Genomic DNA, 22787 nt, shown 5'->3' on the forward strand with positions numbered 1-22787 from the left:
GTATGTAAATGAGGGTGTCTGGAAAGGGGGAAAGCAAAAAGCCCCGCATTATAGCGGTGACTGCGCCGCAAAGCCCTGTCATTCGTGTGGTCGTCCTTGGGTGCGCAGGGTAGACTTCCCGACCTTGCCCGCTTCGTCAGTGATGCCGCCCCGATGCTTGAACAGTACGTCAAGAAAATCCTCACCTCCCGCGTCTACGACGTGGCTATCGAAACGCCGCTGCAAGGCGCTCGCCAGCTCTCCGAACGGCTGGGCAATCAGGTGTTGCTCAAGCGCGAGGACTTGCAGCCGGTGTTCTCGTTCAAGATTCGCGGCGCGTACAACAAGCTCGCGCAACTGAGCGCAGAAGAAGCCGCACGCGGCGTGGTCACGGCTTCGGCGGGTAACCATGCCCAAGGGCTGGCCCTAGCGGCACGTGAACTGGGCATCCTCGCAACCATCGTCATGCCGCGCACCACGCCGGAGATCAAGGTCGAAGGTGTGCGCTCGCGTGGCGCCACGGTGGTGCTGCACGGCGATTCGTTCCCCGAAGCGCTGGCCTACTCGCTGAAACTGGTCGATGAGCATGGTTTCGTCTATATCCACCCGTATGACGACCCCGACACCATTGCCGGGCAAGGCACCGTGGCGATGGAAATCCTTCGTCAGCAGCCGGGGCAACTGGACGCGATCTTCGTTTGATTGCGGGTATTGCGGCGTATGTGAAATACCTGCGCCCGGAGATCAAGGTCATCGGCGTCGAGCCGGATGATTCGAACTGCCTGCAAGCGGCGATGGCGGCGGGTGAGCGCGTGGTGCTGAGCCAGGTCGGGCTGTTTGCGGATGGCGTGGCAGTGGCGCAGATCGGTTATCACACCTTTGAAGTCTGCCGTCATTACGTCGATGAAGTGATCACGGTCAGCACCGATGAGATCTGCGCGGCAATCAAGGACATCTACGACGACACTCGCTCGATCACCGAACCGTCCGGTGCGCTGGGCGTCGCGGGTATCAAAAAGTATGTCGAGCAGCGTGGCGTGAGTGGCCAGACGCTGGTGGCGATTGATTCCGGGGCCAACGTCAACTTTGACCGCCTGCGCCACGTGGCGGAACGCGCCGAGCTGGGCGAAGGGCGTGAGGCGATCATCGCCGTGACCATTCCCGAGCAGCCGGGCAGCTTCAAGGCGTTCTGCGAGGCCATCGGCAAGCGCCAGATCACCGAATTCAACTACCGCTACCATACCGACCGTGAAGCGCACATCTTCGTCGGCGTGCAGACCCATCCGGAAAACGATCCGCGCAGCGCACTGATCGCCAGCCTGACCGGGCAAGGCTTTCCGGTGCTGGACCTGACCGATAACGAGCTGGCCAAACTGCACATCCGCCACATGGTCGGCGGGCACGCCGAGCGGGTCGATGATGAAGTGGTGCTGCGCTTTGAATTTCCGGAGCGGCCTGGCGCGCTGTTCAACTTCCTCAACCGCCTGGGCGGTCGCTGGACCATCTCGATGTTCCACTACCGCAACCACGGCGCGGCAGATGGCCGGGTGGTTGCCGGGCTGGTGGTGCCTGAGGAAGAGCGGCATCTGGTGGGAGCAGCGCTGGACGAAATCGGTTATCCGTACTGGGATGAAAGCGAGAACCCGGCGTATCGGTTGTTTCTGGGCTAACGCATACGCAGAGCGCTGGCACGATAGTTACAGCGCTATCGTTCCTCACCGCGCGCGAATGCAGTTCACGACGCTCTGCGTCGCAAGAGGACGCGGAGCGTCCAGACCGGCGTACCCACGCGGGGCATGGGCACAATAGATGTTATCTGGAGACCTATGATTATCATCCCCACGCTCCGCGTGGGGATGCATTTCTGGACGCTCTGCGTCCGGTCTTGAGCGTGCGGCGCGGTGCAGATTTATAACGCAGAGCGTCACCCAAGCCATTCCTGCGCTGTAGCGAGAGGAACTATAGGTGTCTCAAGGCGCAGCTGCTGTGTCCACGCTGCTAAACTCATCCAGGCCTGACTCAAGAGGAACACCGCGCAATGCAATCCATCACCGCCCTCAACACCCTGCACATCACCGCCATCACATTGCTGCTGATCAGCGTTCTGGTGTTGGCCAGCGGGGTCATCAAGGTTCGTCTGGAAGGTGACGCGACCATCCAGAACCGTCTGCTCAAGCGGCCGTTGGTGTTTTTCTGGGTGCTGATGGCCGTGTGCCTGGCGACGTTGCCGTTCAGCGGCTGGTGGCTGGTGCATCTGGAAGGGCTGTCGCTGGGTCAGACCTGGGTCCTGGGCAGCAGCGTGCTATATACGGTTGGGCTGTGCAGTTGGGGCTGGCTGGTCGTCAGGCTCAATCGGCTGCGTCTCGGCGTTACCAGGAACAAGCGAGGCTTTACCGTGGCGCTGAGCGTGATCAGTGTCGTGTGTTTTGTCGTGATGGCCGGTCTGATGGGCTTCAAACCGGCCTGAGCCTTGCCAGCACTCAGTGGCGCAAGGTGATCACCGGCCAGCCGCGTTGCTCGGCTTCGGCGCGTAATTTGTCGTCCGGGTCTACTGCAACCGGGTTGGCGACTTGCTCCAGCAGTGGCAGGTCATTCATCGAGTCACTGTAGAAATAGCTGTCCTCCAGGCTGAACGCGTTGTCTTCCAGCCATTGGTCAAGACGCGTCACCTTGCCCTCACGGAAGCACGGCACACCTGTGGTGCGGCCGGTATAGCGTCCGTCAGCCATCTCGCACTCGGTCGCCAGCAGCGTATCGATCCCCAGGCGCGCCACAATCGGAGCGGTCACGAAGCGATTGGTCGCAGTGATTACCACCAGCTTGTCGCCTGCATCGCGGTGTTTGCCAATCAGCTCAAGCGCCTTGGGCAGGATCATCGGTTCGATGCAATCGCGCATGAACTCACGATGCCATTCCTCAAGCTGAGCCATGTCGGTGTTGCCCAGAATCTCCAGGGTGAAATTCAGGTAATCGGTCATGTTCAGCGTGCCAGCCAGATAATCCTGGTAAAACTCGTCGTTGCGGGTCTTGTGAGTGGCAGCATCGAGGATTCCGCGCTGGCACAAATAATCGCCCCAGGCATGATCGCTGTCGCCGCCCAGAAGCGTGTTGTCGAGGTCGAATAGAGCCAGGCGCATAGGGTTACTCGCTGAAATAGTTGAAAAAAGAGCCCCAGAATACGAGGTTTTCACAAGTCTTCACATAAGGTGATAAGCCTCGTTGCTGGTTTGATCGCCTTTGTGGAACAATGCGGCGACATGCGTTTGCGAGGTTGTTGCCGTGATCGACCCCGATGGTTTCCGTCCTAATGTCGGGATTATTCTGACAAACGATGCTGGTCAGGTCCTATGGGCTCGGCGTATTAACCAGGATGCCTGGCAGTTTCCTCAGGGTGGTATAAACCCGCAGGAGACGCCGGAAGACGCTCTTTATCGTGAATTGAACGAAGAAGTCGGGCTTGAACGACATGATGTGCAAATACTTGCCTGCACTCGGGGCTGGTTGCGCTATCGTCTGCCGCAAAGACTGGTCCGTACGCACAGCCAGCCGCTGTGTATCGGCCAGAAGCAAAAATGGTTTCTCCTGCGCCTGATCTCCAACGAGCAGCGGGTGCGGATGGATCTGACCGGTAAACCGGAGTTCGATGGCTGGCGCTGGGTCAGTTATTGGTACCCGTTAGGTCAGGTGGTGACATTCAAGCGCGAGGTGTATCGACGCGCACTCAAAGAGCTTGCCCCGCGCCTTTTGTCGCGCGACTGACACGGAGTTCGACCCCGAGCCATGCTCAATACGCTGCGCAAGATCGTCCAGGAAGTTAACTCCGCCAAGGATCTCAAGGCGGCGTTGGGCATTATTGTGTTGCGCGTAAAGGAGGCCATGGGCAGCCAGGTCTGCTCGGTCTACCTGCTCGATGCCGAGGTCAACCGCTTTGTGCTGATGGCCTCCGAAGGCCTCAACAAGCGCTCCATCGGCAAAGTCAGCATGGCACCGAACGAAGGCCTGGTCGGTCTGGTCGGCACGCGCGAAGAACCGTTGAACCTCGAAAACGCTGCGGATCACCCCCGTTATCGCTACTTCGCCGAGACCGGCGAAGAGCGCTACGCGTCGTTCCTGGGCGCGCCGATCATCCACCATCGTCGTGTGGTCGGCGTACTGGTCATCCAGCAAAAGGAGCGCCGCCAGTTCGATGAGGGCGAAGAAGCCTTCCTGGTCACCATGAGTGCACAGCTGGCGGGCGTTATCGCTCATGCCGAGGCCACCGGCTCGATCCGTGGTCTGGGTCGTCAGGGCAAGGGCATTCAGGAAGCCAAATTCGTGGGTGTGGCCGGTTCGCCGGGCGCAGCGGTCGGTGTTGCCGTGGTCATGCTGCCGCCTGCCGATCTGGAAGTGGTCCCCGACAAAACCGTCACTGACATCGCTGCCGAGCTGGCGCTGTTCCAGAACGCGCTGGAAGGCGTGCGCGGTGACATGCGCACCTTGTCAGCCAAGCTCGCCACCCAGTTGCGCCCTGAAGAGCGTGCGCTGTTCGATGTCTACCTGATGATGCTCGACGACGCCTCGCTGGGCAGTGAGGTGACCGACGTCATCAAGACCGGCCAGTGGGCGCAAGGCGCTTTGCGCTCGGTGGTCAGCGAACACGTAAAACGCTTCGAGCTGATGGACGACGCCTACCTGCGCGAGCGGGCTTCGGACGTCAAGGACCTGGGTCGCCGTCTGCTGGCTTACTTGCAGGAAGCGCGGCAGCAGGCGCTGGTTTACCCTGACAACACGATTCTGGTCAGCGAAGAATTGACCCCGGCCATGTTGGGCGAGGTGCCTGAAGGCAAGCTGGTCGGCCTGGTATCGGTTCAGGGTTCCGGCAACTCCCACGTCGCGATTCTGGCCCGTGCCATGGGCATTCCGACGGTCATGGGGCTGGTGGACTTCCCGTACTCCAAAGTCGATGGCATCAGCCTGGTGGTGGATGGCTATCACGGCGAAGTCTTCACCAACCCCAGCGAAATCATGCGCAAGCAGTTCGGCAAGGTGGTGGAAGAGGAGCGTCAGCTCTCCCAAGGTCTGGACGCGCTCCGCGAACTGCCGTGCGTGACCCTCGACGGGCATCGTATGCCGTTGTGGGTCAACACCGGCCTGCTGGCCGATGTGGCTCGCGCCCAGCAGCGTGGCGCTGAAGGCGTTGGCCTGTACCGCACCGAAGTGCCGTTCATGATCAACCAGCGTTTTCCGAGTGAAAAGGAACAGCTGGCGATCTACCGTGAACAGCTGGCTGCCTTCCATCCGCTGCCGGTGACCATGCGCAGCCTTGACATCGGCGGCGACAAATCGCTGTCCTACTTCCCGATCAAGGAAGACAACCCGTTTCTCGGCTGGCGCGGTATTCGCGTCACCCTCGACCACCCGGAAATCTTCCTGGTCCAGACCCGCGCAATGCTCAAGGCCAGTGAAGGCCTGAACAACCTGCGCATCCTGTTGCCGATGATCTCCAGCACCCACGAAGTGGAAGAGGCGCTGCACCTGATCCACCGCGCCTGGGGCGAAGTGCGCGACGAAGGCACCGACGTGCCGATGCCGCCCGTGGGCGTGATGATCGAAGTGCCGGCTGCGGTCTATCAGACCCGCGATCTGGCGCGTCAGGTGGACTTCCTCTCGGTGGGCTCGAACGACCTGACCCAATACCTGCTGGCGGTCGACCGTAACAACCCGCGTGTGGCCGATCTCTACGATTACCTGCACCCGGCGGTGCTTCAGGCGCTGCAAAGCGTCGTGCGTGATGCGCACGCCGAGGGCAAGCCAGTCAGCATCTGCGGCGAAATGGCCGGCGATCCGGCTGCGGCGGTGCTGCTGATGGCGATGGGCTTTGACAGCCTGTCGATGAACGCCACCAACCTGCCGAAAGTGAAGTGGATGCTGCGCCAGATCAACCTCAGCAAGGCAAAGGAACTGCTGGCGCAACTGATGACCAACGACAACCCGCAAGTCATCAGCAGCTCGCTGCAACTGGCACTGAAAAACCTCGGCCTGTCGCGCATGATCAACCCGAGCTCGGTCAAAGGGCACTAAGCGCTACTAATGCTTTCGTGAGCAAGCTCACTCCCACAGGGGTACACATTGCCCAAGGAGCGAACTTGTTCGCGAAGAGGCTGGTACAGACTCCGGGGAATGGGGCGTTTGCGCTACGGCCTTCGTGAGCAAGCTCACACACCTGTTTCAAGACCGGACGCAGAGCGTCCAGAACGGCGCTACCACGCGGAGCGTGGGAGCGATAACCACAAGTCTGCGCCGCACAGCACACTCCAGACCTTACGGCTGGACACATCAGTCGCATCTTTTTTCACTTCGTTCAGCCAGCTTCCTTCTGTCGCCGCTAGAGCATCTGGCCGGGCTCCGGTAACATGCGCGCCTGATTCAGTCGCTCGCAAGGGCGTTCCAATTGAGGATTCGCAATGCTGCCTTACCCGCAGATTGACCCGGTAGCCGTCGCTATCGGCCCGCTGCAAATTCACTGGTACGGTTTGATGTACCTGGTCGGCATCGGCGGCGCCTGGCTGCTGGCGTCGCGTCGTCTGAACACGTTCGACCCGACCTGGACCAAGGAAAAGCTCTCGGATCTGATTTTCTGGCTGGCCATGGGCGTGATCGTCGGCGGGCGGCTGGGCTATGTCTTGTTCTATGACCTGTCGGCCTACATCGCCAATCCGCTGCTGATCTTCGAGGTCTGGAAGGGCGGCATGGCGTTCCACGGCGGCTTTGTCGGGGTCATGATCGCGGCCTGGTGGTTCGGCAAGCGTAATGGCAAAAGCTTCTTCCAGTTGATGGACTTCGTCGCCCCGCTGGTGCCCATCGGCCTGGGTGCCGGGCGAATCGGCAACTTCATCAATGCCGAGCTGTGGGGCAAGCCGACCGACGTGCCGTGGGCCATGGTCTTCCCGCCATTCAGCGACCCTGCACAACTGGCGCGCCACCCGTCGCAGCTGTATCAGTTCGCCCTGGAAGGCGTTGCGCTGTTCATCATCCTCAACCTGTACGCCCGTAAGCCGCGCCCGACCATGGCCGTGTCTGGCATGTTCGCGCTGTTCTACGGCATCTTCCGCTTTGTGGTCGAATTCGTCCGCGTTCCTGATGCCCAGCTGGGCTATCTGGCATGGGGCTGGGTCACCATGGGGCAGGTCCTCAGCCTGCCGATGATCATCGCCGGCCTGTTCCTGATCTGGCTGGCCTACAAGCGCGACCCGGCTGCCAGCAAGGCAGCGGTTTAACACCGAAACGCCGGGTCACGATGCCCGGCGCGTTCAACAACGCAGGTGATTTATGAAGCAATATCTGGAACTGGTCGCTCATGTGATCAAGAACGGCACCCTGCAAGCCAACCGCACCGGCGTGAATACCATCAGCTTTCCGGGTGCGATGCTGCGTTACGACTTGCAGGAAGGTTTTCCGGCGATCACCACACGGCGCATGGCGTTCAAATCTGCCATTGGCGAGATGGTCGGTTTTCTGCGTGGCGTGAGCAATGCCGCCGAATTCCGCGCGCTGGGCTGCAAAGTCTGGGACCAGAACGCCAACGAAAACGCCCAGTGGCTGAACAACCCGTTCCGCAAGGGCGATGACGATCTGGGCGAGATCTACGGCGTGCAATGGCGCAAATGGCCAGCCTACAAGCGCATCGACGCTGGCAACGTCGCAGCCATCGAACTGGCGCTGGGCCAGGGTTATCGTCAGATTGCCGAATCGGAGGAAGACGGCCAGTCATTCGTGGTGCTGTACAAGGCCATCGACCAGATCCGCCAGTGCGTCGACACCATCATCAACGACCCGGGCAGCCGCCGCATCCTGTTTCATGGCTGGAACTGCGCCCAGCTCGATGAAATGGCCCTGCCGCCGTGCCACTTGCTGTACCAGTTGCACCCCAACCCGCAGACCCGCGAGATCTCGCTGACGCTGTACATCCGCTCTAACGATCTGGGCCTTGGCACGCCGTTCAATTTGACCGAAGGTGCTGCGCTGCTGAGCCTCATCGGCCGCCTGACCGGCTACACGCCGCGCTGGTTCACCTATTTCATCGGCGATGCCCATGTGTACGAAAACCACCTGGATATGCTCAACGAGCAGATGACCCGCGAGCCATACCCGATGCCGAAACTGGTCATCTCCGACCGCGTTCCGGAGTTCGCCAAGACTGGCGTGTACCAGCCTGAATGGCTGGAGCTGATCGAGCCTTCGGACTTCTCACTGGAAGGCTATCAGCATCACCCGGCGATGACGGCGCCGATGGCGGTTTAAAAAGGCTGCCCGCTATGATCTTCTCGTTCCCGCATGAGGAACGAGAGGTGTCAAACCCGTCTCAATGCCCATGACTCCTGCCCACATGCGAAGCCTCCCCCTCCGGGGCCGCAACAGCGCCCGTTACTTCCAGCCTTTCCAGTATCGCGCAATGCTCTGCCGTGCCGTCGCTGCAGCGGCGGCGCAGGTCGAGCAGTTGTTCCTGGAGCGCTTGCAGGGTCGCAACGCGAGCGTTGACGTGTTCGATGTGTTCGTCGATCAGCGCGTTGACGTTTTCGCACTGGTCCTGCGGGCTGTCGCGCAGGTTGAGCAGGTTGCGGATTTCTTCGAGGGTCATGTCCAGGCTGCGGCAGTTGCGTATGAACGACAGGCGTTCCATGTGCGCCTGGGTGTACAGCCGGTAATTGCCGTCAGTGCGGGCGGGGGCGGGCAGCAGGCCTTCGCGCTCGTAATAACGGATAGTCTCGACCTGGGTGTCGGTCAGTTTTGCCAGTTCGCCGATTTTCATTTGGACTCATCTCGTTTGAGTGCTTGACCCTATAGTGGCTACAGGGTGTTCACTTGGCAACAAGCAGAATCCTGGAGCGCAACGAATGGGCACGACAATCAAGAATTCCCCCGCACATGACCACGATCATGACCATGATCACGGCGAGCACGCGCACGAGCAGAAGCCCGTGGAGCATGCGCATTCGTGCTGCTCCAGCGATGCACAACCTGCTGTCGTGACCTTTGGCGAAGCGCCTGCAGCGGGCGGTCGTCTGAGCAGCTTTCGTATTGAAGCGATGGATTGCCCCACCGAGCAGACGCTGATCCAGAACAAACTGGGCAAGCTGGCTGGTGTGCAGAAGCTGGAATTCAACCTGATCAATCGCATGCTGGGCGTCTGGCACGACCTGCCGTCCACCGATCCGATTCGCGAGGCCATCAGTTCGCTGGGCATGCAGGCGGAGCCGGTCGAAGACGGCGCGGCGTCAACTGAACCCGCTCCGGTGGTGAAAAAACACTGGTGGCCGCTGGCCTTGTCCGGCGTTGCCGCGCTGGGCGCGGAAGTGGTCCATTTTGCTTCGCTTGGTCCGACCTGGGTCGTCGCGCTGCTGGCGCTGGTGTCGATCTTCAGTTGCGGGCTGACGACTTACAAGAAGGGCTGGATCGCACTCAAGAACTTCAACCTGAACATCAATGCCCTGATGAGCATTGCGGTGACTGGCGCGATTCTGATCGGTCAGTGGCCGGAAGCGGCGATGGTGATGTTCCTGTTCACCATCGCCGAATTGATCGAAGCCAAGTCGCTGGATCGGGCCCGCAATGCAATCAGCGGATTGATGCAGCTGACGCCGGAACTCGCCACCGTTAAACAGGCAGACGGCAGTTGGCAGGAAATTGAAGCCAAAAACGTCGAACTGGAAGCTATTGTCCGAATCAAGCCAGGCGAGCGTGTCGGTCTGGATGGCGAGGTGGTGTCTGGTAATTCGACTATCGATCAGGCGTCGATCACCGGCGAAAGCCTGCCGGTCGAGAAGACCGTCGGCGATAAGGTCTTTGCAGGCACCATCAATCAGGCGGGGTCGCTGGAGTACCGTGTTACCGCAGCGGCCAACAACTCGACGCTGGCGCGGATTATTCACGCGGTTGAAGCGGCGCAGGGTTCGCGAGCGCCGACCCAGCGCTTTGTCGACAGTTTTTCACGTATCTACACGCCGGTGGTGTTCGTCGTCGCCTTGGCATTGGCTTTGATTGCGCCGCTGATCTTCGGCGGCGAATGGTTCGACTGGATCTACCGGGCGCTGGTGTTGCTGGTGGTGGCGTGCCCGTGTGCGCTGGTGATCTCTACGCCGGTGACCATTGTCAGCGGTCTGGCAGCCGCCGCGCGCAAAGGTATTCTGATCAAGGGCGGCGTCTATCTGGAGATGGGCGAGAAGCTCGACTACCTGGCCCTCGACAAGACTGGCACGCTCACGCACGGCAAGCCGGTGCAGACCGACTATGTGCCGCTGAACCCTGCTGTCGCTGACAGCGCGCCGGTCATTGCCGCAAGCCTTGCGGGTCGTTCCGACCACCCGGTTTCCCAGGCGATTGCCAAGGCCGCCGACGGCAGCCTGACACTGCATGAGGTCACTGCATTCGAAGCCTTGGGCGGGCGTGGCGTGAAGGGCGAAGTCAACGGCCAGATGTATCACCTGGGTAACCACCGCTTGGTTGAAGAGCTGGGCCTGTGCTCGCCAGAGCTGGAAGCCAGGCTGGATGCGCTGGAAATTCAGGGCAAAACCGTAGTGCTGTTGCTCGATGCATCCGGCCCGATTGCGCTGTTTGCCGTCGCCGATACCGTTAAGGAAACCAGCCGTGAAGCCATTGCTCAGTTGCACGAGCTGGGCATCAAGACGGTCATGCTGACCGGCGACAACCCACACACGGCCAAGGCGATTGCCGATCAGGTCGGGATCGATGAAGCGCAGGGCAATCTGTTGCCTGCCGACAAGCTGGGTGCCATTGAGGCGCTCTACGCTCGTAACCATCGCGTGGGCATGGTCGGTGACGGCATCAATGACGCACCGGCACTGGCAAGGGCCGAGATTGGTTTTGCGATGGCGGCTGCGGGTACGGATACAGCGATCGAGACGGCAGATGTCGCCCTGATGGACGACGATCTTCGCAAGATACCGACATTTATTCGTCTGTCGCGTCGGACTTCGGCGGTGCTGAAGCAGAACATTATTCTGGCGATCGTGACCAAGGTGCTGTTCATCGGCATCACCTTTGCCGGCCTGGCGACCATGTGGATGGCCGTGTTCGCCGACATGGGCGTGAGCCTGCTGGTAGTGTTCAACGGCTTGCGATTGCTCAAGAAGTGATCAGGCGGGAACCTTGAAGGGCGGACGCGGAGCGTCCGGAACTGCATTCCCACGCGGAGCGTGGGAACGATAACTGGCCGACAACCGGCTCGCTCCCACGCTCCGCGCCTTTCTGGACGCTCTGCGTCCGGCTTTGTCAGCCGAACCGCTCTTGCCCCCAGGCAATGAAGGTTTCCAGCAGCGGCTTGAGCACGGTGCGGGTGGGTTCGGCCAGGTCCGGGCGGTAGTGAAAGGGCACGAATTCGTCCATGTAGGTGCTTTGCGCCAGTTCCAGTTGCACAGCATGGATGTTGTTAGCCGGGTCGCCATAGTGGCGGGTGATGTGGCCGCCCTTGAAGCGTCCGTTCAGCACATGGCTGTAATCCTTGGCCGCCGCGCAGACCTGCTCCATCCTGCTGGCCAGCTCTGGATCACAGCTCGCGCCATTGAAGGTGCCCAGGTTGAAGTCGGGTAGACGGCCATCGAACAGGTGCGGAATATGGCCGCGAATCGAGTGGGCGTCGAACAGCAGCGCATAGCCGAATTCATCGCGCATTCGCTGCAGTTCCTGCTCCAGCGTCTGGTGGTAGGGCGTCCATATCTGCTCCAGATACCGCGCTCGTTCCTCGGCACTTGGCGTCTGACCGTCCTTGAACAGTGGCACGCCATCGAACAGGATCGACGGGAACAGGCCAGTGGTCGCGCCGACGTACATCGGCTTGTCGTCGGAGGGGCGATTGAGGTCGATGACAAAACGCGAATACTCGGCGGCCAGCGTGCTGGCACCCAGTTCGTCGGCAAAGTCATACAGGCGCGGGATGTGCCAGTCAGTGTCCGGCAGGCTCAGCGCTTCGTCCACCAAGGCCGCTTCAACCACCGGCGTCAGCCTCAGACCGGCATGCGGCATGCTGATCAGCAACGGCACGCGGCCACGTTTGAATGTCAGAACGTTATCCACAGGGCACTCCTTCAGATCGATGATTCGACGCCGTGGCGCACGATGCGTTTGTCCAGATCGCCGCCCAGCCAGTACGCCAGATCAGCCGGTCGTTCGATGTTCCAGGCCACAAAATCCGCCACCTTGCCGACCTCCAGCGAACCGTGGGTCGCGCTCATGCCCAGTGCCTTGGCAGCGTTGAATGTAACGCCAGCCAGCGCTTCTTCAGGCGTCATGCGAAACAGCGTGCAGGCCATGTTGAGCATCAGGCGCAATGACAGGCCGGGCGAAGTGCCGGGGTTCAGGTCGGTGGCAATGGCAATCGGCACGCCGTGCTTGCGTAGCGCTTCCATCGGCGGCAATTGGGTTTCACGCAGGAAGTAGAACGCCCCGGGCAGCAGCACCGCGACGGTTCCGGCAGCCGCCATGGCGATGGCGTCGTCTTCGGTCATGAACTCCAGATGGTCCGCCGACAGCGCCTTGTAACGCGCTGCCAGACTCGAGCCGCCCAGTGAAGAAAGCTGCTCGGCGTGCAGTTTCACCGGCAGCGCCAACTGCCCGGCCGTGATGAACACCTGCTCGACCTGTGCAGGTGAGAACGCCAGGTACTCACAGAACGCATCCACCGCATCCACCAGGCCTTCGGCCGCCAGTGCCGGAAGCATCTCGTTGCAGATGTGCTGAATGTAGTCGTCGGCGCGGTCGGCGTATTCGGGTGGCAGCGCATGGGCGGCCAGGCAGGTGGCCCGTACGGTGACGGGCTGGGTGTTACCGAGACGCCGGATCACCCGCAGGATCTTGCGTTCGTTCTCCAGGTCCAGCCCGTAGCCCGATTTCATTTCCACCGTGGTAACGCCGTCTTTCAGCAGATGCCGCAGACGGCGCTCGGCACTGGCGTACAGCTCATCTTCACTGGCGGCGCGAGTCGCACGCACCGTGCTGGCAATGCCGCCGCCCGCTGCGGCGATCTCGGCGTAGCTCACCCCTTGCAGGCGCTGCTCGAACTCGCCGCTGCGGTTACCGCCGAAGACGGTATGCGTGTGGCAGTCGATCAGGCCGGGCGTGACCCATGCACCGCCCAGATCGATGCAGTTGTCATGTTCCGGCTCGACCAGTTCAGCCAGAGGCCCGATCCACTCGATGAGCGCTCCGGAGGTCACGATGGCGGCATCCTCGATGATCGAGTAGTTGCCGTGCGCCATGCTTGCGATGTGACAGTTCTTCCAGAGCATTTTCATTCCAGGCCTCGCTGATCAATGAGTGGTATTGAGCGCCTTGGGCTTGACCCAGCCATAGGCAATGAGCAGCAGACCGATCCAGATTGCGCCGACGATCAAGGCTGCACGGTTGTCCGGGAAGTAACCCAGCACGCCGAAGATGAACAGCATGAAGACGATGGCGGCGGCGGGCCCGTAAGGCCAGAGCGGCACGGCGAATTTCAGCTGTGCGGCTTCTTCGCGGCTCATCGAGCGGCGCATCGCTACCTGAGTCATCAGGATCATCAGCCAGACCCAGACCGTGGCGAACGTTGCCAGCGAAGCGATCAGCAGAAACACGTCTTTCGGGATCAGGTAATTGAGCAGCACGCCACCCAGCAGCGCGACGCCCATCACCAGCACGGTCATCCACGGCACACCGTGACGCGACAGGCGCGCAAAACTCGCCGGAGCCTGACCTTCACGCGCCAGGCCGTACATCATCCGGCCTGCGCCGAAGATGTCGCTGTTGATCGCCGACACCGCTGCGGAAATCACCACGATGTTAAGAATGGTCGCCGCCGAGGCGATGCCCAGGTTGTCGAAAATCTGCACGAACGGGCTGCCCTGTGTGCCGATCTGCGGCCACGGGTAGATGCACATCAGCACGAACAGCGTCAGCACATAGAACAGCAGAATGCGCAATGGCACCGCATTGATCGCCTGCGGCAGGCTGCGCTGCGGGTCCTTTGCCTCACCGGCCGTGATGCCGATGATCTCGATGCCGCCAAAAGCAAACATCACCACCGCAAACGAGGCGATCAGACCGGTTACACCGTTGGGCATGAAGCCGCCGTGCGCCCACAGATTACTGATGCCGATTTCGGTGCCGCTGGTTGAGGTGCCGATGCCGAAGATCATGATGCCGAAGCCTGCAACGATCATGGCCACGATGGCGCTGACCTTGAGGATCGACAGCCAGAACTCGGTTTCACCGAAGACTTTCACGTTGCACAGGTTGAGCGCGCCGATCAGGAACACGATGCCCAGCACCCAGATCCAGCGCGGCACTTCCGGAAACCAGAAGCCCATGTAGATGCCGAACGCGGTCACGTCGGCCAGGCAGACGATGATCATCTCGAACGCGTAGGTCCAGCCCAGTACAAAACCGGCCAGCGGGCCCATGTAGCGCGTCGCGTAATGGCTGAACGAACCGGACACCGGATCGTGAACGGCCATCTCGCCAAGTGCGCGCATCACCATGTACACCGCCGCGCCGCCGATCAGGTACGCCAGCAGTACAGCGGGGCCGGCCTGTTGAATCGCCGAGGCCGAGCCGTAGAACAACCCTGTGCCGATGGCAGAGCCCAGGGCCATGAAGCGGATGTGGCGGGCGGATAACCCGCGTTTCAAACCATCTTGTGACGTCATTTCAGGTCCATTTCATTACTGGTATGGCAAAAGCCGCGAGAACGCCTGCATCCGGCCTCCCGCAGCGATGACCAAAGCGAGCCCTGCCAGGCTCGCGGTGCATCACAGACTCGGTAGCAGACGTGCAGGAACCAGCGGGTTCAGGCAAGTGGAGGACAACAGCTGACTGGCAGCTTCGATGTCCGGTGCAAAAAAACGGTCCTTTTCATAGAACGGGACCTTGCTGCGCAACAGGCTGCGGGCTTGCTCCAGCTTCGCAGAGGTTTTCAGCCCCTCACGCAAGTCCAGACCCTGGCAGGCAGCCAGCCATTCTACGGCAAGAATCCCGCGAACGTTTTCTGCCATTTCCCATAACCGCTTGCCGGCGGCCGGGGCCATCGACACATGGTCCTCCTGATTGGCGGAAGTCGGCAGGCTGTCGACACTGTGTGGGTGGGCCAATGCCTTGTTTTCACTGGCCAGCGCGGCGGCCGTGACCTGCGCGATCATGAAGCCGGAATTGACGCCGCCGTTGGCCACCAGGAACGGCGGCAGCTGCGACATGTGCTTGTCCATCATCAGCGAGATGCGGCGTTCACTGAGCGAGCCGATCTCGGCGATGGCCAGTGCGAGATTGTCCGCCGCCATGGCGACCGGCTCGGCGTGAAAATTACCACCGGATATGACGTCGTTCTCGGCGGCGAACACCAGCGGGTTGTCGGACACCGCGTTGGATTCGATTTCCAGCACCTCGGCAGCCTGACGCAACTGGGTCAGGCACGCGCCCATCACCTGCGGCTGGCAGCGCAGCGAGTAGGGGTCCTGAACCTTGTCGCAATTGCGATGCGATTCCGACACGCCACTGCTTTCGCCCAACAGGTCGCGGTAGCAGGCAGCCGCATCGATCTGCCCGCGCTGGCCGCGTGCTGCGTGAATCCGCGCATCGAACGGCGAGCGTGAGCCAAGCACGGCTTCGACCGTCAGCGAGCCGCAGGTCAGCGCGGCGGCGAACAGGTCCTCGCCTTCGAACAGGCCGCGCAGCGCATAGGCTGTGGAGACCTGCGTACCGTTGAGCAGCGCCAGCCCTTCCTTGGCCGCCAGGGTCAACGGTTGCAGCCCCGCGACCGCCAGCGCATCGACGGCATTCAGCCATTCGCCCTTGTGACGCGCCTTGCCTTCGCCCAGCAGCACCAGCGACATGTGCGCCAGTGGTGCCAGGTCGCCGGATGCTCCGACCGAACCTTTGAGCGGGATGTGCGGGTAGACCTCGGCATTGATCAGCGCAATCAACGCGTCGATAACGACTCGGCGAATACCCGAGAAGCCGCGGCTCAGGCTGTTGACCTTGAGCACCATGATCAGGCGCACCAGATCATCGCTGATCGGCTGGCCGACACCGGCTGCATGCGACAGCACCAATGAACGTTGCAGGTTTTCGAGGTCTTCGCTGGCAATCCGCGTCGAGGCCAACAGGCCGAAACCGGTGTTGATGCCGTAGGCCGTGCGGTTTTCGGCGAGAATGCGCTCGACACAGGCGACGCTGTCGTCGATCTGCTGATTCGCGCTGCTGTCCAGCGTCAGGCTGACCGGCCGCTGATGAATGGCGCGCAGTTGCGCCAGGGTCAACTGGCCGGGGATCAGGTTCAGCGTCTTGGCAGATAAAGTGGTCACGATGCAGCTACTCCTTGATTGATATCAGCAACGGCTTCTGGCCGTTCGCCGCTTTTATGGGGTTGTCGCGTGATCGCGGCACTGCTGGAAAACCCTTTCCAGCGATGTCGGGTCGTTGAGCAGCGCCGCGCTGCTGGCGATATCAGGGGCCAGCCAGCGGTCTTCGTCGTAGGCCGGAACCTGTTCGCGCAGCAGCCGCCAGGCCATGTCCGTACCAACGCCGAAGCGCTGCGCCTTGAGAAATTCGAACGCCTGGGCCGCCAGCAAATACTCGATGGCCAGAATCTGTGTGGTATTGCCCAACACCTTGTGCAGCTTGAGCGCAGCGCTGGTGCCCAGGCTCAGGTGATCTTCCTGCAGGCCCGAGGTGACGTAGTTGTCGACCACCGCCGGTTGCGCCAGCTGGCGGTTTTCTGCGCACAACGACGCGGCGACGTACTGGACGATCATCATTCCCGAGTTGACGCCCGGCTGGCTGACCAGAAACGCCGGCAGGCCGCTGACCAGCGGATTGATCAGGCGATCCAGACGTCGTTCGGCGATGGCGCCCAGTTCGGCCACCGCCATGCACAGCAAGTCCGCCGCCATTGCCACCGACTGGCCATGCGGGTTGGCCTGGGACACCACGCGCCAGGCGTCCGGTGTGCCAAGCAGCATCGGGTTATCAGTGACCGAATTCAGTTCGGTCTCGATCTGGCGGATGGCGTGGGCCAATTGGTCGCGGGTCGCGCCATGTACCTGTGGAATCGAGCGAATGCTCAGCGCATCCTGCGTGCGAATGCCCTGGCTGCTGGCCAGCACTTCACTGCCTGCCAACAGGCTGCGCAGGTTTTTGCCCACCTGTTGCATGCCCGGATGCGGCTTGAGGGCAAGAATGCTCTCATCGAACGCGTCGAGTTGGCCGCGCAGGGCTTCAAAGGTCATTGCCCCTGTCACGTCGGCCCATTGGCTCAGGCGCTCGGCATCGGCGATGGCCAGACAGCTCAGGCCGGTCATGCACGGCGTGCCGTTGACCAGGCACAGGCCGTCCTTGGCACCGAGTATGACCGGTGCCAGCTTTTCTTCATGCAAAGCCTGCTCGGCCGGGATGATTTGCCCTCGATAACTGACCGCCCCAACGCCCAGCAAGGCGATGCCAACGTGTGCCATGTGAGTCAGATAACCCACCGAGCCTTGCGACGGCACGTGTGGCGTAATACCCCGGTTGAGCAAGGCCAGCAGTGCTTCGACCACTTGTCGATGAATGCCGGACTTGCCCTGGCTGTAATTGAGAATCGCGGCGCAGATGATCGCGCGGGTCTGTTCATCGGCCAGCGGCGCACCCACGCCGCAGGCATGGCTGAGCAAGGTGTTGCGCGACAGACGACTGAGCTGTTCGCCTTCCAGCGATACGTTGCACAGCGCGCCGAGGCCGGTGTTCACGCCATAGGCGCGCTCGCCGCTGACGACGATCTGCTGCACGATGGCCTGTGCGTTATCGATCCGCGCCCAAGCGGCGTCCGACAGGCGCAGTTGCGCGCCATGGCGGGCCACGGCCACGACATCCTGCCAGCCCAATGGCGTTTTATCGATGACGATCTGTGCTGCTCGCGACATCTGCAACAGTCCTTAAAGGGTGGCCACGCGGCGCTGAACGAAACGGTCCACGTAATCGTCGGCGGGCGAATGCAGGATTTCTTTCGGCGTGCCGACCTGAATCAATCGCCCGTCCTTGAGGATCGCGATGCGATTGCCGATGCGCACGGCTTCGTCCAGATCGTGGGTGATGAACACGATAGTCTTGTGCAGGCTGGCTTGCAGTTCCAGCAACTGGTCCTGCATTTCGGCGCGAATCAGCGGATCAAGCGCGCTGAATGCCTCGTCCATCAGAATGATGTCGGTGTCGGCCGCCAACGCTCGTGCCAGGCCGACACGCTGGCGCATGCCACCGGAAAGCTGGTGCGGGTATTTGTTCTCGTAGCCTTGCAGGCCCACCGTGGTGATCCAGTGTTGCGCGCGCTCCTGACACAGCGCCTTGCTCTCGCCGCGCACTTTCAGGCCGTAGGCAACGTTGGCCAGTACGGTCTTGTGCGGCAGCAGGCCGAAGCTCTGGAACACCATGCTGATCTTGTGTCGGCGGAATTGGCGCAGGGCCTCCATGTCGTAGCGCAGAATGTCTTCGCCATCGACCAGAATCTCGCCGCTGGTAGGATCGATCAGCCGGTTGAAATGGCGCACCAGTGTCGACTTGCCTGAGCCGGACAGGCCCATGATGACGAAGATTTCGCCGCTGCCAATTGACAGCGACAGGTCGTTGACCCCGACCACACAGCCCGTCTGGGCCAGCACCTGGTCCTTGCTCTGGTTTTGCCTGATCAGTTCCAGCGCTTCCTTCGAGCGGTTGCCGAAGATCTTGAACACGTTTTTGACGACGATTTTGTTCGGTTCCACGCTGCTCATTTGTGCGCCTCATGCCGTGGGCGGCCATAGGCCTGCGTGATACGGTCGATGACGACCGCCAGAATGACGATGGCCAGACCCGCTTCCAGTCCGCGTCCGACGTTGAGGGTCTGAATGCCCACCAGCACGTCTTCGCCCAGTCCGCGCGCGCCGATCATCGATGCAATGACCACCATCGACAGCGCCATCATGGTGGTCTGGTTGATCCCGGCCATGATGCTTGGCATGGCCAGCGGCAGTTGCACGCCGAACAGTTGCTGCCAGCGATTGGCACCGAATGCGTTGATAGCCTCCATCACTTCGCCATCAACCTGACGAATGCCCAGGTCAGTCAGGCGGATCAGTGGCGGCGCGGCATAGATCACGGTGGCAAAAATCGCCGGAACCTTGCCCAGCCCGAACAGCATCAGCACCGGGATCAGGTAAACGAAGCTGGGCATGGTCTGCATGATGTCCAGCAGCGGCATCAACACCGAGCGCAGGCGATTGCTGCGCGCTGAAAGAATGCCCAGTGGAATGCCGATCAGCACCGCAATGACCGTGGCGACCAGCATCAGCGCCAGGGTCTGCATCAGTTTGTCCCACAAGCCGACCGCGCCGACCAGAAACAGCAGGCCGACCATCACCAGGCTGGTGACGATCTTGCGCGTCGCGTGCCAGGTAATCGCGCCGACAATGATCAGCATCAGCCACCACGGCGCCATGCGCAGCAGGCTTTCCAGGTTGACGATGGCCCACAGCAGCGTGTCGGATATATGTCGGAACACATCGCCGTACTGAGTCACCAGCGAGTCGACGCCGTCGTTGACCCAGTTGGCAATCGAGAAAGTGAAGTTTTCAGGAAACATAAGCGGCTCTCAAATGAGGTGTGTCGGGTCAACGGTCAGGGCAGACGGCTCGTCAGGCGGGCTGCCCCGGCGTTTACAGCGAGGCGTCCACCTTCTTCGCGGCGTCTTCACTGACCCACTTGTGCCAGACTTCCGGGTGCTCTTTCAGGAAAATCTTCGCCAGTTTTGGCGATTCGATGCGTTCCTTGGCCATGCGCCCCAGGTTCTGGTTGAGCAGGTCGATGGGCAGGTTGACCTTTTCCAGTATCGCGACCAGCTCAGGCGCCTGGTCGTGGAACACTTTGGACACGCCGACCTTGATATCGATCGACTTGTTGACCCCGGCCTTTTCTTCCAGTCGCACCAGGTCCACCTGGCCCATCAGCGGCGTCGGCGACCAGTAATAGGTCAGAATCGGCTCGCCACGCTTGTAGCTGGACAGGATAGCCGCATCCAGTGCCGGGCCGGTGCCCGGACGGAAGTTGGTGTATTTACTTTCCAGGCCGTAGCTCTTGAGCATTTCGCTGTTTTCCAGCTCGCAGGTCCAGCCAGCCGGACAGTTGTAGAAACGGCCTTTGCCGGGCTCTTCCTGGTCCTTGAACACCGCAGAGTACTGGGCCAGATCGCTGATGGATTTCAGGTTGGGTGCCTTGGCTTCCAGCTTGCGTTTGGCATCGCCTTCGATCACATAGCGTGGCACGTACCAGCCTTCCACAGCGCCGACGATCGGCGCGCCGACACCGACCACCTTGCCGGCAGCGGCGGCCTTGTTCCAGACCTCGCTGCGGCCGACCCATTCTTCGGCGAAAATCTGGATGTCGTTGGTGCTCAGGGCGTTTTCCATGGCGATGGAGTTACCGGGCAGGGCGTCGACAGTGCAGCCGTAACCCTTGTCCAGAATGACCTGCAGCACGTCGGTCAGCAGCATTGCGCTTTCCCAGTTCAGACCGGCGAATTTCACCGGTTTGCCTGATTCGCACCAGCCGGCAGCCTGACTTGCGCCTGCGCTGGCGAGCAGGCCAGCGGATACCAGTGTGGTCAACAGGGCCTTTTTCATGTTCATTGTCGATGCTCCCAAGCTTGAAATGGATGACGGCAGCTTCAATCAGGCATCCGGCCCGCAGGCATTCTCATGCCCGTTCCCCGAGTCTGTCGGTGTGATAACCGCAGAGTCCTTAACGTCCGATCATCGGCAGGTTCAAGCCCTGCTCTTTGGCACAGTCGATAGCAATGTCGTAACCGGCATCGGCATGCCGCATTACACCGGTGGCCGGATCGTTGTGCAGTACGCGGGCGATGCGCTCGGCGGCTTCGTCCGTGCCGTCGCAGACGATCACCATCCCGGAATGCTGCGAAAAGCCCATGCCGACGCCGCCGCCGTGGTGCAACGACACCCAGGTCGCGCCACTGGCGGTGTTGAGCAACGCGTTGAGCAGCGGCCAGTCAGAGACTGCATCCGAGCCGTCGCGCATGGATTCGGTTTCGCGGTTGGGGCTGGCGACCGAGCCGGAGTCCAGGTGGTCACGACCGATCACCACCGGGGCCGACAGCTCGCCGCTGCGGACCATTTCGTTGAAGGCCAGGCCCAGTTTGGCGCGCTGACCCAGGCCGACCCAGCAGATACGTGCAGGCAAGCCCTGAAAGCTGATCCGCTCGCGGGCCATGTCCAGCCAGTTGTGCAGGTGCTCGTCGTCCGGGATCAGCTCCTTGACCTTGGCGTCGGTCTTGTAGATGTCCTGCGGGTCGCCTGACAGCGCAGCCCAGCGGAACGGCCCGATGCCGCGGCAGAACAGCGGGCGAATGTAGGCCGGGACAAAACCGGGGAAATCGAAAGCATTGGCCACACCGACTTCCTTGGCCATCTGACGGATGTTGTTGCCGTAGTCGAAGGTCGGAATGCCGGCCTTCTGAAACGCCAGCATGGCTTCGACGTGTTCAGCCATCGACTGCTTGGCGGCCTTGACCACGCTGGCCGGTTCGCTCACCGAGCGGGCGCGGTACTCGTCCCAGGTCCAGCCTTTGGGCAGGTAGCCGTTGAGCGGGTCATGGGCGCTGGTCTGGTCGGTGACCATGTCTGGCCGCACGCCGCGACGGACCATTTCCGGCAGAATATCTGCCGCGTTGCCGCACAGGGCGATGGAAATGGCCTTGCCTTCGGCGGTGTATTTGGCAATGCGCGCCAAAGCGTCATCGAGATCAGCCGCCTGTTCGTCGACATAGCGGGTCTTGATGCGGAAATCGATGCGGCTCTGCTGGCATTCGATGTTCAGCGAGCAGGCCCCGGCCAGTGTTGCCGCCAATGGTTGTGCGCCGCCCATGCCGCCGAGGCCTGCCGTCAGCACCCAGCGACCCTTGAGGTTGCCGTCATAGTGCTGACGGCCGGCTTCGACGAAGGTTTCGTAGGTGCCTTGAACGATGCCCTGGCTGCCGATGTAGATCCAGCTGCCTGCGGTCATCTGGCCATACATCGCCAGGCCCTTGGCATCCAGCTCGTTGAAATGCTCCCAGCTGGCCCAGTGCGGCACCAGGTTGGAGTTGGCGATCAGCACGCGCGGGGCGTTGCTGTGGGTCTTGAACACGCCGACCGGCTTGCCGGACTGCACCAGCAGGGTTTCATCATCGTTGAGCTGAGTCAGGCTCTCGACGATCTTGTCGTAGCACTCCCAGTTGCGCGCGGCACGGCCGATGCCACCGTAAACCACCAGTTCGTTGGGGTTTTCGGCAACTTCCGGGTCGAGGTTATTCATCAACATGCGCAACGGCGCTTCGGTCATCCAGCTCTTGGCGGTCAATTGAGTGCCGCGGGCGGCCCGTACGACGCCTTCGCGGTGGCGGGTCCAGTCCTGCTTAAGGTCTTGATTATTCTCGGTCACAAAAAAATCCTCAGCGATCAATCCAGATCAGCGCGATGAAGGGCGGGCAGTGCCTGGCGAAGCAGGCCGGTTCAGTCCGATAGAGCACAGGCTGACTGGCCTGTCTCTACTTGTACATACAAGCATATGCAATCAAAAGACCAACTTTGCATAGCGCTGCTGTTTTGATCGTCGGAACAGCGTGAAACCCCGTATTCATGGGCTTCACGAGGGTGTGGTCAGGCAGATGAAATGGTGTGAAGCAATGCTGCTGATGTTACCGCGCACGTGTTTTGCGCAGTTTTGAGGCGGCGGGTAACAGATTGGTGCAGAGAATGTGCACAGGGTTGCGAGGCTCATGAACA

General features: G+C 61.2%; 17 protein-coding genes and 1 pseudogene. 7 read left to right on the plus strand and 11 right to left on the minus strand.

Going from position 1 to position 22787, the window contains the following annotated elements:
- Positions 1–153: 153 nt before the first annotated feature.
- Together ilvA and I9H07_RS00795 are read left to right on the plus strand one after the other, a co-directional pair.
- Positions 154–1649 (plus strand): annotated as a pseudogene (ilvA, locus tag I9H07_RS00790) (threonine ammonia-lyase, biosynthetic).
- A 368-nt stretch (positions 1650–2017) separates the two neighbouring features.
- Positions 2018–2446 carry a DUF2269 family protein gene (locus I9H07_RS00795; protein WP_024674615.1) on the plus strand — a complete coding sequence of 143 codons (429 nt, stop codon included), beginning with the start codon at positions 2018–2020 and terminating at the stop codon, positions 2444–2446.
- Positions 2447–2459: 13 nt separating this feature from the next.
- Here the strand turns inward: I9H07_RS00795 and I9H07_RS00800 are convergent, their stop codons facing one another.
- Entirely contained in the window at positions 2460–3116 is a 657-nt protein-coding gene (locus I9H07_RS00800) for an HAD family hydrolase (RefSeq protein WP_024674614.1), read from the minus strand.
- A 142-nt stretch (positions 3117–3258) separates the two neighbouring features.
- On the opposite strand from I9H07_RS00800, the gene I9H07_RS00805 reads away from it, so the two are divergent.
- The 4 genes from I9H07_RS00805 (at position 3259) to I9H07_RS00820 (ending at position 8259) form a co-directional block, all read left to right on the plus strand.
- Entirely contained in the window at positions 3259–3738 is a 480-nt protein-coding gene (locus tag I9H07_RS00805) for an RNA pyrophosphohydrolase (RefSeq protein WP_002555745.1), read from the plus strand.
- A gap of 21 nt (positions 3739–3759) precedes the next feature.
- On the plus strand, positions 3760–6039 hold the full coding sequence (gene ptsP, locus I9H07_RS00810; RefSeq protein ID WP_024647673.1) for a phosphoenolpyruvate--protein phosphotransferase: 2280 nt from the start codon (positions 3760–3762) through the stop codon (positions 6037–6039).
- Positions 6040–6422: 383 nt separating this feature from the next.
- Positions 6423–7235 (plus strand): prolipoprotein diacylglyceryl transferase, encoded by an 813-nt coding sequence (gene lgt, locus I9H07_RS00815; protein ID WP_024674613.1) that lies wholly within the window; start codon positions 6423–6425, stop codon positions 7233–7235.
- Between the two features lie 52 nt (positions 7236–7287).
- The gene (locus tag I9H07_RS00820; protein ID WP_058823811.1) at positions 7288–8259 is read left to right on the plus strand and encodes a thymidylate synthase; all 972 of its coding nucleotides are present in this window, start codon (positions 7288–7290) and stop codon (positions 8257–8259) included.
- Between the two features lie 61 nt (positions 8260–8320).
- Here the strand turns inward: I9H07_RS00820 and cadR are convergent, their stop codons facing one another.
- Positions 8321–8767 carry a Cd(II)/Pb(II)-responsive transcriptional regulator gene (cadR, locus tag I9H07_RS00825; protein WP_024674598.1) on the minus strand — a complete coding sequence of 149 codons (447 nt, stop codon included), beginning with the start codon at positions 8765–8767 and terminating at the stop codon, positions 8321–8323.
- An 85-nt stretch (positions 8768–8852) separates the two neighbouring features.
- On the opposite strand from cadR, the gene I9H07_RS00830 reads away from it, so the two are divergent.
- Positions 8853–11111: a heavy metal translocating P-type ATPase gene (locus tag I9H07_RS00830; RefSeq protein WP_236424624.1), complete on the plus strand. Its 2259-nt coding sequence runs from the start codon at positions 8853–8855 to the stop codon at positions 11109–11111.
- A gap of 136 nt (positions 11112–11247) precedes the next feature.
- On the opposite strand, the gene hutG is transcribed toward I9H07_RS00830, so the two are convergent.
- The 9 genes from hutG to hutU form a co-directional block, all read right to left on the minus strand.
- Complete coding sequence (gene hutG, locus I9H07_RS00835) at positions 11248–12048, minus strand: N-formylglutamate deformylase (RefSeq protein ID WP_236424621.1); 801 nt, start codon at positions 12046–12048, stop codon at positions 11248–11250.
- A gap of 11 nt (positions 12049–12059) precedes the next feature.
- On the minus strand, positions 12060–13265 hold the full coding sequence (gene hutI, locus I9H07_RS00840; RefSeq protein WP_236424619.1) for an imidazolonepropionase: 1206 nt from the start codon (positions 13263–13265) through the stop codon (positions 12060–12062).
- A gap of 15 nt (positions 13266–13280) precedes the next feature.
- Positions 13281–14654, minus strand: a complete 1374-nt coding sequence (locus I9H07_RS00845) for an amino acid permease (protein WP_024674594.1) — start codon at positions 14652–14654, stop codon at positions 13281–13283.
- A 102-nt stretch (positions 14655–14756) separates the two neighbouring features.
- The gene (hutH, locus tag I9H07_RS00850; protein WP_236424617.1) at positions 14757–16304 is read right to left on the minus strand and encodes a histidine ammonia-lyase; all 1548 of its coding nucleotides are present in this window, start codon (positions 16302–16304) and stop codon (positions 14757–14759) included.
- 54 nt (positions 16305–16358) lie between these two features.
- Positions 16359–17900, minus strand: coding sequence for an HAL/PAL/TAL family ammonia-lyase (locus I9H07_RS00855; RefSeq protein WP_236424615.1), 1542 nt, complete (start codon positions 17898–17900; stop codon positions 16359–16361).
- Positions 17901–17912: 12 nt separating this feature from the next.
- Complete coding sequence (locus tag I9H07_RS00860) at positions 17913–18743, minus strand: quaternary amine ABC transporter ATP-binding protein (protein ID WP_236424613.1); 831 nt, start codon at positions 18741–18743, stop codon at positions 17913–17915.
- Positions 18740–19591: an ABC transporter permease gene (locus tag I9H07_RS00865; RefSeq protein ID WP_024674591.1), complete on the minus strand. Its 852-nt coding sequence runs from the start codon at positions 19589–19591 to the stop codon at positions 18740–18742. Before I9H07_RS00865 ends, I9H07_RS00860 begins: the two co-directional genes overlap by 4 nt.
- A 73-nt stretch (positions 19592–19664) precedes the next feature.
- On the minus strand, positions 19665–20633 hold the full coding sequence (locus tag I9H07_RS00870) for an ABC transporter substrate-binding protein (protein ID WP_024674590.1): 969 nt from the start codon (positions 20631–20633) through the stop codon (positions 19665–19667).
- A gap of 112 nt (positions 20634–20745) precedes the next feature.
- Positions 20746–22443: a urocanate hydratase gene (hutU, locus tag I9H07_RS00875; RefSeq protein WP_024674589.1), complete on the minus strand. Its 1698-nt coding sequence runs from the start codon at positions 22441–22443 to the stop codon at positions 20746–20748.
- Between the last annotated feature and the right edge of the window lie 344 nt (positions 22444–22787).

The sequence above is a fragment of the Pseudomonas syringae genome, assembly GCF_023278085.1.
In the GTDB taxonomy this organism is placed as follows: Bacteria; Pseudomonadota; Gammaproteobacteria; order Pseudomonadales; family Pseudomonadaceae; genus Aquipseudomonas; species Aquipseudomonas syringae_Q.